13 protein-coding genes are annotated in these 15,272 nt (G+C 60.8%); 8 read left to right on the top strand and 5 right to left on the bottom strand.

The features are described 5' to 3' along the window. Window positions 1-14: 14 nt before the first annotated feature. Both LL253_RS10940 and LL253_RS10945 read right to left on the bottom strand, forming a co-directional pair. A complete protein-coding gene (locus LL253_RS10940; RefSeq protein WP_037543843.1) occupies window positions 15-644 on the bottom strand; it encodes a TetR/AcrR family transcriptional regulator in 630 nt (209 codons plus the stop codon). Between the two features lie 70 nt (window positions 645-714). Beyond that, window positions 715-987 (bottom strand): PRC-barrel domain-containing protein, encoded by a 273-nt coding sequence (locus LL253_RS10945; RefSeq protein ID WP_062731365.1) that lies wholly within the window; start codon window positions 985-987, stop codon window positions 715-717. Between the two features lie 143 nt (window positions 988-1,130). Between LL253_RS10945 and LL253_RS10950 the strand changes: the two genes are divergently transcribed. The 3 genes from LL253_RS10950 to LL253_RS10960 all read left to right on the top strand — a co-directional run bounded on the left by LL253_RS10950 (window position 1,131) and on the right by LL253_RS10960 (window position 3,828). Beyond that, on the top strand, window positions 1,131-2,459 hold the full coding sequence (locus LL253_RS10950; protein ID WP_009823705.1) for a spinster family MFS transporter: 1,329 nt from the start codon (window positions 1,131-1,133) through the stop codon (window positions 2,457-2,459). 128 nt (window positions 2,460-2,587) lie between these two features. Continuing rightward, window positions 2,588-3,439 (top strand): NAD(P)-dependent oxidoreductase, encoded by an 852-nt coding sequence (locus tag LL253_RS10955; protein ID WP_062731364.1) that lies wholly within the window; start codon window positions 2,588-2,590, stop codon window positions 3,437-3,439. After that, entirely contained in the window at window positions 3,436-3,828 is a 393-nt protein-coding gene (locus LL253_RS10960) for a carboxymuconolactone decarboxylase family protein (protein ID WP_009823703.1), read from the top strand. Before LL253_RS10955 ends, LL253_RS10960 begins: the two co-directional genes overlap by 4 nt. A gap of 53 nt (window positions 3,829-3,881) precedes the next feature. Here LL253_RS10960 and LL253_RS10965 read toward each other — a convergent pair whose 3' ends face one another. Beyond that, on the bottom strand, window positions 3,882-5,228 hold the full coding sequence (locus LL253_RS10965) for an MFS transporter (RefSeq protein ID WP_009823702.1): 1,347 nt from the start codon (window positions 5,226-5,228) through the stop codon (window positions 3,882-3,884). Between the two features lie 174 nt (window positions 5,229-5,402). Between LL253_RS10965 and LL253_RS10970 the strand changes: the two genes are divergently transcribed. From LL253_RS10970 to LL253_RS10980, 3 genes are all read left to right on the top strand, one after another. Beyond that, a complete protein-coding gene (locus LL253_RS10970) occupies window positions 5,403-6,290 on the top strand; it encodes a helix-turn-helix domain-containing protein (RefSeq protein ID WP_062731363.1) in 888 nt (295 codons plus the stop codon). A 147-nt stretch (window positions 6,291-6,437) separates the two neighbouring features. Then, a complete protein-coding gene (locus tag LL253_RS10975; protein WP_062731362.1) occupies window positions 6,438-8,831 on the top strand; it encodes a TonB-dependent receptor in 2,394 nt (797 codons plus the stop codon). 74 nt (window positions 8,832-8,905) lie between these two features. Beyond that, window positions 8,906-9,709, top strand: a complete 804-nt coding sequence (locus LL253_RS10980) for an SDR family NAD(P)-dependent oxidoreductase (RefSeq protein WP_083951073.1) — start codon at window positions 8,906-8,908, stop codon at window positions 9,707-9,709. Window positions 9,710-9,745: 36 nt separating this feature from the next. On the opposite strand, the gene LL253_RS10985 is transcribed toward LL253_RS10980, so the two are convergent. Then, the gene (locus LL253_RS10985) at window positions 9,746-10,111 is read right to left on the bottom strand and encodes a hypothetical protein (RefSeq protein WP_009823698.1); all 366 of its coding nucleotides are present in this window, start codon (window positions 10,109-10,111) and stop codon (window positions 9,746-9,748) included. A 119-nt stretch (window positions 10,112-10,230) separates the two neighbouring features. Between LL253_RS10985 and LL253_RS10990 the strand changes: the two genes are divergently transcribed. Beyond that, window positions 10,231-11,451, top strand: a complete 1,221-nt coding sequence (locus LL253_RS10990; protein WP_228227165.1) for a cytochrome P450 — start codon at window positions 10,231-10,233, stop codon at window positions 11,449-11,451. A 99-nt stretch (window positions 11,452-11,550) separates the two neighbouring features. On the opposite strand, the gene LL253_RS10995 is transcribed toward LL253_RS10990, so the two are convergent. Continuing rightward, window positions 11,551-12,459, bottom strand: a complete 909-nt coding sequence (locus LL253_RS10995; protein WP_009823696.1) for a helix-turn-helix domain-containing protein — start codon at window positions 12,457-12,459, stop codon at window positions 11,551-11,553. A gap of 313 nt (window positions 12,460-12,772) precedes the next feature. Here LL253_RS10995 and LL253_RS11000 point away from each other — a divergent pair, with 313 nt between their 5' ends. Continuing rightward, a complete protein-coding gene (locus LL253_RS11000) occupies window positions 12,773-15,235 on the top strand; it encodes a TonB-dependent receptor (RefSeq protein ID WP_062731360.1) in 2,463 nt (820 codons plus the stop codon). Window positions 15,236-15,272 lie beyond the last annotated feature (37 nt).

Consider the following 15,272-nt stretch of genomic DNA (forward strand, 5'->3'; position numbering starts at 1 on the left):
TCTGGGGCTGGAGCTCAGGCTGCTCCCGCGACGGTACGGATCGCGGTGAGCAGCATGTCGGTCGCGCGGGTGAGGGCGGCTTCCACGACATTGCGCTGCATCGCCAGCCGGTCGTCATTGTCATCCAGGCTTTCCGACACGACGACGTTCCCCAGCACGATGACGGAGAAGATCACCAGCATCTCGTCGCTTTGCTGTTGCGTCAGCCCGGCCTCGGCCAGCGCCTCGAATATGGCGCGGCGGATCGTCAGCGCATTGGGCTGCTCCAGCCGGTTCGCGCTGCGTGACAGGATGAAGGCGGCGGAGCCCGGAAAATCCCGATAGGCCATGTGCACCGCACGGGCGATGCTGCGCAGGCGGCTTTCCCAGTCGGGCGCCGACAGGTCAGGCATCCGGCCGCGCAATATCTCGTCTGTCAGCAGGGCGAGCATCGCCTCCTTGTCGCGGACATGATGGTAGAGCAGGCGCGGGGACACACCCAGCCGCTGCGCGACAGGTCGGATGTTGAGCGCCTCGATCCCGTCGGACCGCGCCATATCCAGCAGCGTTGCGATCAGCCGCGCGCGGTCAAGCGCGGGGCCTTCGGATCGTGGTGGCCGACCCCGCCGTGAAGTCCGTGCAGGCTGTTGCTGGTTTGCGCTCATGCCTCCGCTTTAAGCGGAGGCGCGTCTTGGGTCCATGCCCCGCGGCCCGTCAAGACCGCAGGGAAAGGAGTCACAGCTTCTTCAGCTCGGCATTCGACAGGCTGGTCGTCACGCCCTTCTCGCCTGCGGTCAATGTGGTGGCGGGGATCGAGATGAACTTGCCACGATAGATGACGCGAACGGCGGATACGGCGCCGTCGGCAGCCGTCAGCACGCGATCCACCTTGCCGATTTTGGTGCCGTCGGCGGAGTAGATCGCTTCGTTGCGATTCACCGCAGGCGCTTGGGCAAATGCAGGGGCGGTCAGGCCCAGGCCGGCCAGCGCAATGATGATCGTCTTCATATGCTGAAACTCCCTTATCGAAGATGGCGATCTGTTGGCGCAGTACCACTATGGTTTCAAGAGAAAACCGATACATATCGAAAAGAATCTGTTCTATCTGTCCCACATATGGAATGAAAGCCGCCAGATGCGAGGGAGAGAGAATGAAGGACGCAGGCGGGTTTCGGCCGCACGACAGATGGTTCCTGCTGCTGCTGGGCGCGATCTACATGTTCAATTTCATCGATCGCACGATCATCGCCGTGGTCGGCGAATCGATTCGCCACGACCTGCGCCTGAGCGATCTTCAGCTTGGCATGCTGGGTGGGCTGGCCTTCTCCATCTTCTATGCCGTGCTCGGCATCCCGCTGGCGCGGCTGGCCGAACGCTACAGCCGGGTTCGGATCATTGCCGTGGTGACCATGCTCTGGTCGCTGATGACCGCGTTGTCCGGCGCGGCGGGGAGCTATGTCCAGCTGCTGCTCTGCCGCATGGGCGTCGGCATAGGCGAAGCGGGCTTCACGCCAGCGCTCGTTTCCATGATTTCCGACCGGTTCGATGCCGGGCGCCGCGCGGTCGTCTTTTCGCTGATCGCGATAGGCGTACCACTGGGCGGCGCCGTCGCCGCGATCGCGGGCGGCGCAGTGGCGCAGGCGTTCGGCTGGCGTCTTGCGCTCGTGGCGGTTGGTGCGCCCGGCCTGCTGCTGGCGCTGCTACTGGTTGCGACCATTCCCGAACCTGAACGGAAGGATGCCGGGCAGAGTGCGGATACGCCCCCCTTCGCCATGGTGCTTCGGCGGCTCGCCCGTTCGCCTGCCTTCCTGCACCTGACCTTTGGCAGCGGCTTCGTCGGGCTGGTGGGGTTCGGCACCAATCTGTTCCTAATCCCCTTGCTGGTTCGCCGGTTCGATCTCCCGCTGGCGCATGCGGGCCTCGTGTTCGCGCTGTCGTTCAGTTTGGCGACGATGGTCGGACAGGTCAGTGGCGGCTATCTGATCGGACGGCTTATCCAGCGGGACATACGCTGGGGCGGGTGGGCGCCTGCCATCGCGGTGGGGCTGGCCCTGCCCTTCTATCTGCTGGCGATCCATCAATCGGACTGGCGGTTGCTGGTCGCCTTTCTCTTTGTCGCCACCACCCTGCTTTACGCCTTCACGCCTGCGATCATGACCATCACCCAATCGCTGGTCGAACCGCGCATGCGGGCGTCGGCTGCGGCGCTTCATGCCTTCGGCCAGACCGTCGCCGGGCTGGGGTTGGGATCGGTGGTGTTGGGCTATCTCAGCGATCGCCTCGCTGTCTTTCTCTATAAGGGCAATTATGCCGCCGACTGCCTCGTTTCGGGCAAGGCATCGCTGCCACCCGCCTGTCTCTCGGCATCGGCAAGCGGCCTGCAACTGAGTATGCAATTGTCGGCATCCGTGCTCCTGATCGCGGTTCTCCATTATTGCCTGGCCGCAAAAAATCTGCCGCTGGAAACAAATGCGTCGTGAAAGACGGTGAATCTGTCGAGGTTCGGCCACGCAGCAGTTGACGGGATGACGGCGCATCCCCGGCTATGCCACCCTTGCGGTCTGGATATGACAGGACCGCGAACCAAGCGGCGGAAAGGATCGTGAGGATGGAAGAAAGAGCAGGCGTTATCGGCTTGGGGCAGATCGGCGCGGGCGTCGCCATATGCCTTGCGCGGACGCAGCAGTTGGCTGCGGTTTACGACATTCGCGCGGACGCTGCCGACATGCTGGAAGGCGTGCCGTCCGTCGTCGCCAGTCCAGCGGAACTGGCCGCGCAGTCCGATGTCGTAATCATCGCCGTCGTCAACGCAAAGCAGACGATTGATGTGCTGTCAGGCCCCGACGGCGTGCTGTCGCGCGCGCGACCGGGCATGATCGTGGTGCTGGTCGCGACCGTCTCGATCGAGGATCTGGACGCCATTCGCGCCCTGACCGACGCGGCAGGCGTGGAACTGGTCGATTGCGGCGTGACGGGCGGCCCTAAATCCCGCGAGCATGGCCTCGTTTGCCTCGTCGGCGGTACGGATGAAACAATCGCAAAGGTGCGTCCGGTGCTGGACGGCTTTGCCAAGCTGGTGGCGCATATGGGTGGCCCCGGCGCGGGCATGGCCGCGAAGATCGCCCGCAACGTCATCGTCTTCGGCTGCCTTCGCGCCGGTTATGAAGCGTCCGTCCTGTGTCGCAATGCCGGTGTGGATATCCGCCAGCTCGCGGAAGTGATCGACGCCAGTTCGGACAGCGTCGGCGGACCGTTGATGTTGGCGGTGCGCGACGATCCGTCGTCCAGCGAGCAGGAAGCGGCAGTGCGCGAATATACCCGCAGCCTGATGGTCAAGGATCTGGATGCCGCCATCGATCTGGCGCGCAGCTACGGCATCGCGCTGCCCTTGGTCGAATTGACGCGCCGAACCGATCAGACGGTCGTGGGCTTGGAAAATGTAATGGGAGAAAAGGCATGAGCATCGACGAAGCGCAGTGGCAGAAGGGGCTGGAAGTCTTCGACAAGGTCTACGGACCGGGATCGTCGGAAATGACGCTCCCGTATCGGGAATCGTCCTTCAACCAGGAAATCGTCGGTAATCAGTTCGCCAATCTGTGGGCGAGCGACATTTTCTCGATGCGAGAGAAGCGCTTGCTGGTGCTGGGCGCCACGGCCATGCTGGGCCGCGCCGATCTGGTCGAGATCCAGATGAACGGCGCCCTCATCAACGAAGAATTCACCGATGAGGAGCTGGATTTCCTGCCGCTCTTCGTGCTCTTCTATGCCGGGGCGGGCAATACGACCACCGTATTCCGGGGGATCGAAGCCGCCAAGGCACGGCGCAAGGAACGCAACGCCGCGAAGTGATGGGACGTGCAGGATGAAGGGCGGCCTGGTTGAAAGATCAGGCCGCCCTTTTCTTATGCGTCGCCGCTAGCCTTGGCGCGGCGGATCGCGCGCGACGCCAGCAGCAGCATTATGCCCCCGGCGAATGTGAACAGCATGGCGGTGCCGATTCCCCAGGCGACACCGGCCGTTCCCCCGACAAAGTCGCTGACCGCGCCGATCAGATAGGTGCCCGCGCCCACGCCGATCAGGTTCGCGCCCAACTGCACCAGCGATACCGCAAGGCCCCGCAGGCGCGGTCCGGCGATTGTCACGATGACGGCGTAGATCGGACCATTATAGGACGCGCTGAGGAAGCCGCAGGCCATCAGCAGCGCCAGCATTAGATCGACGTCGTGGAACAGGACCGTACCGACCCCGGTCACGGCCGTCAGCAAGGGTATCACCGCGCCGAACAGGGATGTCCTTGCCGGATCGAAGCCACCCCGCCGCCGATTGACGCGGTCGATCACCCAGCCCGCGAGGAATCCGCCCAGCGAACCGAGACCGCCATAGGCAATGGCGATGAGGATGCCCGCCTTCGCAATGGGCATGCCATGGACCCGGATCAGGAAAGTGGTGAGCCATGTGCTCATGCCGTAGATGCCGGCCGCGATCAGGACGATGGCAAAGATGCAGTACAGCAGTCCCGGCCGCGCCGCGAGCAAGCGGATGCGTTGCACCAGCCTCAGCGTTTCCTCCTGCTGCGGGGCCGGCCCGTCATGTGCCCCGCGCACGGGTTCCCTGACCGTGAGCAGCAGCAGCGGCGCCAGCACCAGTCCCGGCACGCCGGCGGCCACAAACGCCCAGCGCCATCCGGCGCTCTGCACGATTGCGCCGCCCACGATGAAGGCGATGGCGAGCCCGATTCCCGAACTCAGATACCAGATGCCGATGGCGGTTGCGCGCCGGTCTTCGCCGAAATAATCGCTCAGCAGCGACATGCCGGTCGGCGATCCCCCCGCTTCGGCGGTCCCTACCGCGGCCCGGCCGATGAGCAACGTCCAGAATCCTGTCGCGAGGCTGCACAAGGCGGTCGCGCCGCTCCACAATGTCAGCGCCGCGGTCATCAGGTTGCGCCGGTTCCAGCTATCCACGGCCACGCCGAAGGGCAGGGCGGCGAGCGCGAAGAATATGCCATAGGCGAAACCCGCCAATATCCCCAACTGTCCGTCGGAGAGCGCAAATTCATGTCCGACCGGCGCCAACACCAGCCCGATGATGGCGCGGTCTATGCCATGGCAGGTCTGTGCCAGCGTCAATATGCCCAGTACATACCAGGGATAATGGCTGGCGGCGGCAGGTTTGTCCGATGGCGCTCTCATGGCGTCCGCTGCTGCAAGAGCGGTGCGATGGACATTGAGCGCCTCCTGTTTGAACATAGAAACGGGGGCACGACAAGTATATCGCCCATGCTCCCATGCCGCGCCTCGATCGGGCACGCGCCATGGATGTGCCTGTAGGCGGGGTCTTGACCACCTATCCGAAGATAGAGGTAAAAAGCGGGTGGCGCGCCTATCTGGCTCGCAGACAAATATAAAATGGCAGAGGTAGAGATGTTTCGTCCGGAGAGCGATTGGACCGGCCAAGGAAGGCTTGGCGTCCAGAATTTCTACATCGAAGCGGCGGCCACCGTTCGCGACGCACATGTGGACGTGCGGCATTTCGACTGGGTCCAGCCCAGCAGCGGCGTTTTCAGTCCCGAGAAACACTATCTCGACTATTCGCTCGATGGTCAGCCGCGGCGCAGCATGGTCAGCATGGTCAGCATGGGCCGCCCGGACCGGCGCGCCGCGTCGGGGGACATCCTCTACATGCCGCCGCATCGCCAATATTTCGGCGAGCCTGCGCTCCAGGAGCGCCATCTCGTCTGCGTGGCGCTCGGAGACGAATTTTTGGAGGAGTTGTTCGACGGAGAGCAGCCGCTGAACAAGGTGGAGCCTTGCGCCGACGTCCAGAATATTTCCATGCGCCGGCTCTTTGCGGGACTGGCTGCGGAACTGCGGACGCCCGGATTTGCCAGCCAGACGCTCGTCGAATCGATGCTGATGGGTCTTGCGGTCGAACTCACCCGGCACATGGGCCCTTGCGAACGGCGCGGCCTGCACTCGCGCAGCACGCGACAGGTCCAGAACATCATTGATTATGTGATGGAGAATCTCTCCGCGCCGCTCGGCGTCGCCGATATCGCACGCGACTGCAACATGAGCGTGCGGCATGTCGCACGCGTCTTCAAGGAGGGAACGGGCTGCAGCCTGGGTGAATTCGTCGCGCGCAGCCGGATCGCCCTGGCAAAGGAATTGCTACGCAGCGACAACTCCCGCATAAAGGAAATCAGCTGGCGATGTGGCTTCAACAGCACGTCCGCCTTCTCCGCCGCCTTCCGATCAGCGACCGGCCAGACGCCGAAGGATTTCCGTTGCCATCCGACGCAGGTCCACTGACCGCGGCAGCAGGAAACTGTCGGTGAGCGGCCAAATTCTATCGCCGCGCAGTCAATCCGGGCTCGGCCACTATGGCGCAAATCGGCTCCAAGCTAAACATATTCCATACGTCAAATCGACATATGATTAAATCTAGGGGAGGAAGACATGGATAAGGCCGTCACCATGGGCGCGATCGGCATGGGCGCGCTCGTCGTCGCTCTGGCGCAGCCCGCTTTTGCGCAGCAGGCGCAATCGGGTGCAAGCGAAGGCATTCAGGATATTGTCGTCACTGCGCGCCGCACTGAAGAAAGTCTTCAGACGACCCCGATCGCTGTCACGGCGCTCACGCCCGAAGCATTGGCGACGGCCAAGGTGGAAAATGTCGTCGATCTTCAGCGCACCGCGCCGGGCCTGGTCATCGGCCGCGGTTCGGCGGGGGGCGACGGCATCGTCTTCGTGGCCATTCGTGGCCAGGGCAATCTCCAGCCGATCCTTGCCAACGATCCGGCCGTGGCCACCTATATTGACGGGATATATATCCCTCGTCCCTCAACGGGCATGACCGATATTCAGGACGTTCAGCGGCTGGAGGTTCTGCGCGGGCCGCAGGGTACGCTCTTTGGTCGCAACACGACCGGTGGCGCGATCAACATCGTCACCAACGATCCGAACGACGAGCTCAGCGGCACCTTCAAGGCGGAGTTTGGCAATTACAGCACGTTGGGTGCGCAGGCCAATATCAATGTACCGCTCGCAGAGGGGCTCGCGATCCGCCTGAGCGGCGCGATCAACGAGCGGGACGGCTATGGCGACAATCTCGCCACCAATCGCGACTTTTCCGATAACAACAGCAAATTCTTACGCGGCAAGCTCAAATATGAAGGCAATGGCTGGGACCTGACGCTTTCGGCCGACTGGAACCGCCAGTCCAACCATGGTCAGCAGATCGCGCTCTGGGCCTTCAATCCGGCGATCGTCCCCGCCGCCTTCCAGCCGGGCCTCACGGCCGGTCTGCTGACCAAGGATCATTGGTGGGGCAACACCGCGACCGGGACATCGACCCCGGCCACGATCGGTGCGCTGACCCCGGAAGCGCAGGCTCTCTACGGTGTGAAGCCATTCAATACGCTCGAAGTATATGGGTTTTCCGGTACGCTCAACGTCGAACTGGGTGGCCTGAACTTCAAGTCGATCACGGGCTATCGCCATTCGATGAACTATGGCCAGAATGATACGGACGGTACGGCCGTCCCGTTGCTGGCGACTTTTGCAGGGTCTGGATCCTATTATATTTCTCAGGAATTCCAGCTTTCCGGCAATATTACCGACAGCCTCAGCTTCATCACGGGCGCTTATGCCGGCAAGGAAAGCGGCTATGAATTCAGCCGCTCGCAGATTTTTGGCGGACTCATCCGCGATTCCAACGCCGACGTCACCAACAAGACCTTCGGTTTGTTCGCGCAGGCCTATTATGAACTGACCCCGAAGCTGCGTGCGGTCGGCGGCTTCCGTTATACATGGGACACCCGCGACAGCGTGCTGCATAATGCGCAGGTATATGGTTTGCCCTATAACGTCGCCGTGGCGGGTACGCCGACTGGCATCAACTGCACCGTGACGCCAACCAGCCCCGTGACGGCGACCACCTGCAATCAGGAGCAGAATGCCAAATTCAATTATCCGGCCTGGAACCTGGGCATCGACTGGCAGGCTAGCGACAATATCTTCCTCTATGCTGCGACCCGCGGCGCGGCGAAGGCCGGCGGCTGGAACCTGCGTGCAGGCGGCCTGCCTGCCTTCTCTCCTGAAAAGGTGAAGGATGTGGAGGCCGGTCTGAAGGTCGATCTCTTCGACCGACGCCTGCGCTTCAACTCGGCGGTCTTCCATACCTGGAAGGATGACAATCAGGCGATCGTCAACAGCTTCGTGACCGGTATCGGTGTTACCCAATATATCCAGAACAACGGCAAGGTCCGCATCTGGGGCATAGAAAATGAAATCACCGCCGTGCCCTGGGAAGGCATGACGCTCAGCGTCAACGGCTCGCTGCAGGATGGCAAATATGCGAAGGGCAGCTTCAGCGAAATCCAGGTGGTGGCCGGCAGCGGCTGCACCAACAGCGCCGGGGTCGCCAACGGCTGCGTCGTCGATCTGAGCGGCTTGCCGCTGCTGCAATTGCCCAAGAAGCAGCTTAACGTCAGCGCCACGCAGAAGATTCCTGTCGGCGGCGGCACGCTCGCCGTCACTGGCGCCTATTCCTATGTCGGGGGTCAGCATTTCGATGCGGTCCGGGCGGCGGATCAGGCGTCGGCGGCGACAAAGGCGGCCTACGAGACGGAAAACCGCCTCGGCTTCGTACCTGGCTATGGCATTTTCAACGGGCGTATCGCGTTCCAGCTTGAAAATCCCAATGTCGAAGTGGCGGTCTATGGCCGCAACATCACGAACAAGAAATATCTGCTGCGCCGCTTCCCCGATCTCTATCGGACATTGGGAATTGCAGCCGCCTATGTTGGCCAGCCGGCTACCTATGGCGTTGAAACAACGTTTAAATTCTGATCGGATAAGTGGCTGGCGGGACAATCTGCAATCGATGCAGCTTTCTCTCGCCAGCCATCACCGGGGACGGGCGCATGATGACGAGGTTGGTAGACAGGGTAGGGATCGTCACGGGCGGCGGCGGCGGTATCGGTACCGCGGTCGCCCGACGTCTGGTCGCGGAGGGCGCGCGCGTCGTGATCGCCGACCTGTTCGAGGCTGCCGCCGTTTGCGCGGCGGAACCGCTGGGCGACAACGCACTGCCGGTACAGTTCGATGCTGCCGATCCGCAATCGGTAAAGGCGATGGTCGATCGCACCGTAGACCATTTCGGCAGGCTGGACATATTGCACAACAACGCGGCAATGACCGATCCGGACAAAAGCCCGCAGGATACCACAGCCGTCGATATCCCGATCGGCATCTGGCGCGAAATTCTCGACGTCAATCTCACCGGCTATCTGCTCGGATGCAAATATGCCATCCCGCATATGGTCGCGGGCGGCGGCGGTTCGATCATCAACACCGCATCCAATTCGGGCAGTGCAGGGGATCTGGCGCGCATCGCCTATGGTTCGTCCAAGGCGGCGATCATCGGGCTCACCAAATATGTGGCGACCCAGCATGGGCGGGAGAATATCCGCTGCAATAGTATCGCGCCGGGTGTCGTGCTGACCGAAGCCCTTGAAAAGACCGTGCCGGGGCTGAAGGAAATCATCCATCGGCACATATTGACGCCGGAATTCGGAACGCCGGATGATATCGCGGCGCTGGTCGCGTTCCTGGCTTCGGACGAAGCGCGCTACATCACGGGCGAGAATATCTCGATTTCGGGCGGCGGCCTCGTCCACCAACCCCATTATGCCGACCTGCTGGCCTTCATGCAGGCGAAGGACTGAGCCGTGTCCAGCGCCTGCACGTCGGAACATGCAAGGTTAATGACCGGTTCGATGAAAATAGCGGATCGTCAGCCGGCCATCGGCGACCTTGTAGGTTTCGAGGCTGGGCAGAGTGACAATGCCATCTTTGGTTTGCAGGCGGTTGGCAACATAAGCGGCGCCCTCGGCGCCGTTGACGATCACTTCGAGCGGTTCCGTCGTGCATTTTCCGCCATATTCCGCCCACATGTCGGCCATCGCGGCGTCGCCGTCCACGGCGGGCGATCCGACATATTCGATCGTAAACCCCTCTGGCCCCAACGCCCGGAAAAGGCGATCGAGTTCGTCGCGCTTCCCTTCGTTCCACAGCCGGTAATTGTCCCGGATCGCCTGTTCCAGATCCAGCACGTCTGCCTCACTCATGTGCATCGCCTCCTGTCATTGCGGATCGTCCGCATGCTCACCAGTCACAGACGGACGCCCACGATCGCACCTGTCTTTGGCAGGGGTGGAATTTATCTCTTTTTGCTTCGGAGACTATGATGACCCAAGTCGCACAACAGCCCCTGCCGGATCACGTGCCGCCCGAACTGGCGATGGCGCTGCCGCTCTTTTCGCGGACGGTGATCTATGACAACCCACAGGAAGTGCTGATCCCCGCGATGCATGCGGAGCTGCCGCCGATCACCTATGTCACCAACATCTTCCCGGGCGATCAACCTGGCTGGCTGCTCAAAAATGCCGAGGATGTACAGGCGATGCTGCGCGATGCCGACAATTTCACCAAGAATGGCATGGGCAAATGGGCGCAGAATATCGGCGAGAACTGGCTGGTCATTCCAACCGAGGCCGACCCGCCAATCCACACCGGCTATCGCAAGGCGCTGAACAGTCATTTCGCACCCCAGAAGATGTTCGCGATGAAGGAACAGGTGCGCGAGCGAGCGCAGGCCTTGATCGATGCCTTCAAGGATCGCGGACAATGCGATTTCATCGATGAGTTTTCGGAAAAATTCCCGATCTTCATCGTCCTCGATCTGCTGGGCCTTCCGCAGGAAAGAATGACGCAATTCCTTAAATGGGAAAAGGAAATGCTCCATTCCAACGACTGGCAAGTGCGCGGTAACGCCGTACGCTGCGTGAAGGATTATCTGCTGGAAGAGATTGAGGCACGTCGCCAGCAGCCGCGCGACGACTATATCAGCAAGGTGCTGACCTTCGAGGTCGATGGCCGTTTGTGGAATGATGACGAGGTGTTCGGCCATTGCTTCAATCTGTACATTGGTGGCCTCGACACGGTTACGTCCCTGCTCGGCAACATCTTCAACTATCTGGCGTCGCATCCGGACAAACAGAACGAGCTGCGCGCTGATCCATCGCTGATCGTCCTGGCAGTCGAAGAATTCCTGCGCGCCTTCGCGCCGGTTACGGCCTTCCGTATCGCAACCAAGGTCATCGAGATTCATGGGCAGAAAATAATGCCCGGCGATTATGTGGCGTTTAGTTCCCCCGTGGTGGGACGCGACCCGGCTTTCTATGAAGATCCCCAAGCGATCCGCTTCGATCGCAAGGCGCCGCACATGTCGCTGGGCAGTGGCATCCACAAATGCCTGGGGATGCACCTGGCACGGCTGGAACTGCAGATCGCGGTCGAGGAATTCGTCAAGGCCATACCGGAATTCCGGATCAAAGACGGTTTCCGGGTGCCATATTATGTGGGCAATATCCTGCATGTGCCGGACCTCCACCTGCAATGGGGCTGAATATTCCCAAGGCTCTCACGCCCACCGATATGGGGAGTGAGCGCCTGAAACGGCAATCTGGAGCGGGGTCGATGGCGTCGGCCCCTGCTCTGGTGCGGTCTAGCTGTATAGTATATCCTTCCGGAATGCCCCTGGGCTGAGGCCTGTCGCCTTCCGGAAGGCGGCACTGAAGGCTGCAGCGCTTTGGAAGCCGCAATTGCCCGCGATGACCTTGATGAGAGCGCCATCCTGCATCAATTCCCGTTTGGCCCGCGCAATCCGCGCATCGGCAATGTAGCTGCCGAGCGTCTTTCCGACCGTGTTCTTGAAGATCCGCGCCAGATGCCGTGAGCTGACACCGCATTCTATCGCAAGGTCGACGACCGACAATGGTCCCGCCAGTTCCGCCTCGATCCGTTCCTGAAGACGGCGCAGGCGCCAGTCCGCCATGCGTTGATCGGTTTCAACATCGGATTTGTGTGGAATTTGAAGGTGTCGACAGAGGTCGATGACCAGTGACAACGCAATGGTCTCGACCATGATGGCGGGAGCGAAGCCGGGATGGCGCACCTCGTGTGCAAGCCGGGACATACCGTTCAGTATCCACGGTGCCTTCACATCGAAACAGGGGGGCAATGAGGAAGGTAGCGTGTCATTCTCGAAGAGTTGATCTGCTGCGTGGCTTTCAAACGTCAAACAGAAAATGCGATATTCGCTGGGTTCGCAGCGCGCCGCAAATTGGCTCCCCTTGGGCAGATAGGACACCTCGCCAAAGGGCGGCGCATGACGACGGCCGTCGGGGAACAGGCGTGAGCCGCGCGCGCGTGGGCCAAGCGAATAGTCGAGATAGTGACTGTTCGGCTCGAATATGGCGTCACAACTGCGATCCCAGGCAAAATGTCGGATGTCGGCCCGAATGCCGTTGGCAATGATGCTGTCCTCGACGTGGAAATAGGCGGTTGTGAGCGGTTGGCATGGGAGAATGGTGCCAGTCGGCTGAATTTTGGATCGTTCGCTCGCCATCGCCATTGGGTCCGCTCCCCCTTTTCAAAGCCTACTGTCGACCCTTTTTATAAGCGATGTTATGGGGCCTCATCCAAAACAGGTCGATGCTCAATCATATTGCGCAAACCGGACATCCCATCGCGAAACCGTCATCATGTTCATGGCCCGACGGTCGAAAAATTCCAAAGCATCGCGAAGCGGACATTGGTTTGATCGCAGACAGGACATGGCGCGGAAGCCGGTTTTCCGGGCTCCTTGCCAATGCTAGCCGTCGATGGGGATGGGTAGAGATAGAAAAACGTCCTGCCCGTATGCAATGGCTCTGGGAGGGGATAATATGGCTTCAGAGAAATGGTTTCGGACAAGCGCCTTGGCGAGCTTGTCGGTTTTTGTCACGGCCGCTGCGCCGGCGGTGGCGGCGGATCAGATCGGTTCTGTGGGAATAGAGGACATCGTGGTCACCGCCCGGCGGACCGAGGAAAATATCCAGACGACGCCGGTCGCCGTCACCGCTCTTTCGACTGAAATGATCAAACAGGCGCAGGTCGGCGATGTGGCTGGTCTGCAGCGCACCGCGCCCAGCCTGTCGATCGCGACCGGCGCCCCGGGCGGTTCGGGTTTCGTCTATATCTCCATTCGCGGCATGCCGGCATTGAACCCGGGCGTCGCCAACGACCCTTCGGTCGCGACCTATGTTGACGGGGTTTATATTCCGCGTCCTTCGCAGGGTTCGGCCGATCTCATCGACCTCCAGCGGGTCGAGGTCCTGCGCGGCCCCCAGGGCACGTTGTTCGGTCGCAACACCACCGGCGGCGCGCTCAACATCGTCACGGTCAATCCTACGGGCGATTTCGAAGGACAGTTCCGCATTCAAGGCGGCAACTATGATTATCGCAATATCGACGCGGTGCTCAACGTACCATTGGTGGGCGATGAATTGGCGGCGCGCTTCGTCTATGATTTCGTGGATCACGACGGCTACGCCCGCAATGTGACCTCGAACAGCGAATTGAAGGACCGTAACAGCCATTATGCCCGTGCTAAATTGCGTTGGGCGCCCGCCGGCAGCAACTGGTCCGCGACGCTCAGCGGCGACTACAATATCATCAAGGATCATGGTCAGTTCGTCGGCCTCGCAGCGGTCAATCCGGGCGCCAGCGCGGCAATCGGCGCGATCAACGCCGCAACCCCTCTTGCGGCATATCTGCACAACAAAGCCTATTGGTATAATGCCTATGGCATTCCATTCAGCACCAATCCGCCGGTCGGGTCCAATTATGGGTTTCTGACCGCGGGCAGCCGGAGTGCCTATAACAGGCTGGAAGCTTATGGCGGCAATCTCACGATAGATGGCGAAATCGGTTCTGTTACGGTGAAATCCATCTCTGCCTATCGCTACAGCAACGCAATAGGTCTGAACGAACTCGATGGTACGCCTGCTCAGATTCTGGCGGCCGAAAGTGCCTACAAGTCCGATCAATACTCCCAGGAACTTCAGTTGTCCGGAGAGCTTGGCGATCGGTTCAGTTATATTCTCGGCAGCTATTATTCGACAGAAAGCGGCCGTGAATCGTCGGTGGCGCAGACGTTCGGCTCCTTTACCCCCGCAGCCCCGGCACCCAATTTCGGTTTCAGCCTGAATTACGGCAAAGTGAAGAATATCTCGGTCGGCCTGTTCGGCCAGGGCTATTACCGTCTGACCGATACGATCCGTCTTACAGGAGGCGTCCGTTGGACATGGGATAAGCGAGAGGTTGTTCTGCTGAACAGAACGAATCTGGCCGCTAATAGCTGCGCGCCTGAACTGCTCTCAAATCCGGATTTCATTGCGCCTTGCAGCCTACCGCGTTCGGTCAAATATGATTATCCCGCCTGGACGGCAGGCATCGATGTGGAGATCACCGACGGCCTGTTTGCTTATGTGAAAACGAGCGCCGCATCGAAGGCCGGCGGCTTCAACATGCGTAATGGTTCGGCCGCGACGCCGCCGTTCAAGCCGGAGAAGGTCAGGGACGTTGAACTCGGCGTCAAGTTCAGTACATCGGATAACCGTTTGCGTATCAATGCCGCGGCTTTCCATTCCTGGCAGTCTGAGGTGCAGCGCAATGCTTCCGATTGCATCACTCCACCGGGCGCGCTCGCTTGTACAACCACGCAATTCCTCCGCAACTCGGGTAACGCGCGTGTCTATGGCGGCGAACTCGAAATAAGCGCTGTTCCTTGGGGAGGAATGCTGGTCTCCGGCAATCTTGCCTTGCTCGACGGCAAATATGTCGCCGGTACCTTCGTTGAGCAGCAGCAGTTCGTCCCCGTCGCCGGCGCCAATGTGTCCGATTGCGTCGCTGGCACCGCTGCGGGTTCAGTCCGCTGTTCGGTCGTCCGCAGCGGCGAGGCTCTGCCGCAGATGCCCAAAAAGCAGTTCGGCATCTCGGTGACCCAGAAACTCGCCACTTCGGTCGGGGAACTCTCGATCCACGTGAACTACGCCTATATCGGTCGACAGAATTTCGGTCTGTTCACCGCCGATCCGCGTCGTCCGCAGGCTTATCGTGATGCGGTCGCCATCGCCAACCGGATCAACACCATTTCGGGATACGGGCTCTTTAATGGGCGTATCGCGCTGCAGATCGAAGATCCCAATCTTGAGTTGTCGGTATTCGGCCGCAACATCGGCGGCAAGAAATATGTGACCCGCGCATTCGCCGATCAGTTGCCGACACTGGGCACGGCGATCGACTATATCGGCGATCCCTTCACATGGGGCATCGGCGCCACCTTTCGTTTCGGGCCGAAAAGCTAGGCGTGACCTGTCGGCCTTGGCGCTCCCGCAATGGTTT

This window comes from Sphingobium soli (assembly GCF_020782245.1).
GTDB classification, from domain to species: Bacteria; Pseudomonadota; Alphaproteobacteria; order Sphingomonadales; family Sphingomonadaceae; genus Sphingobium; species Sphingobium soli.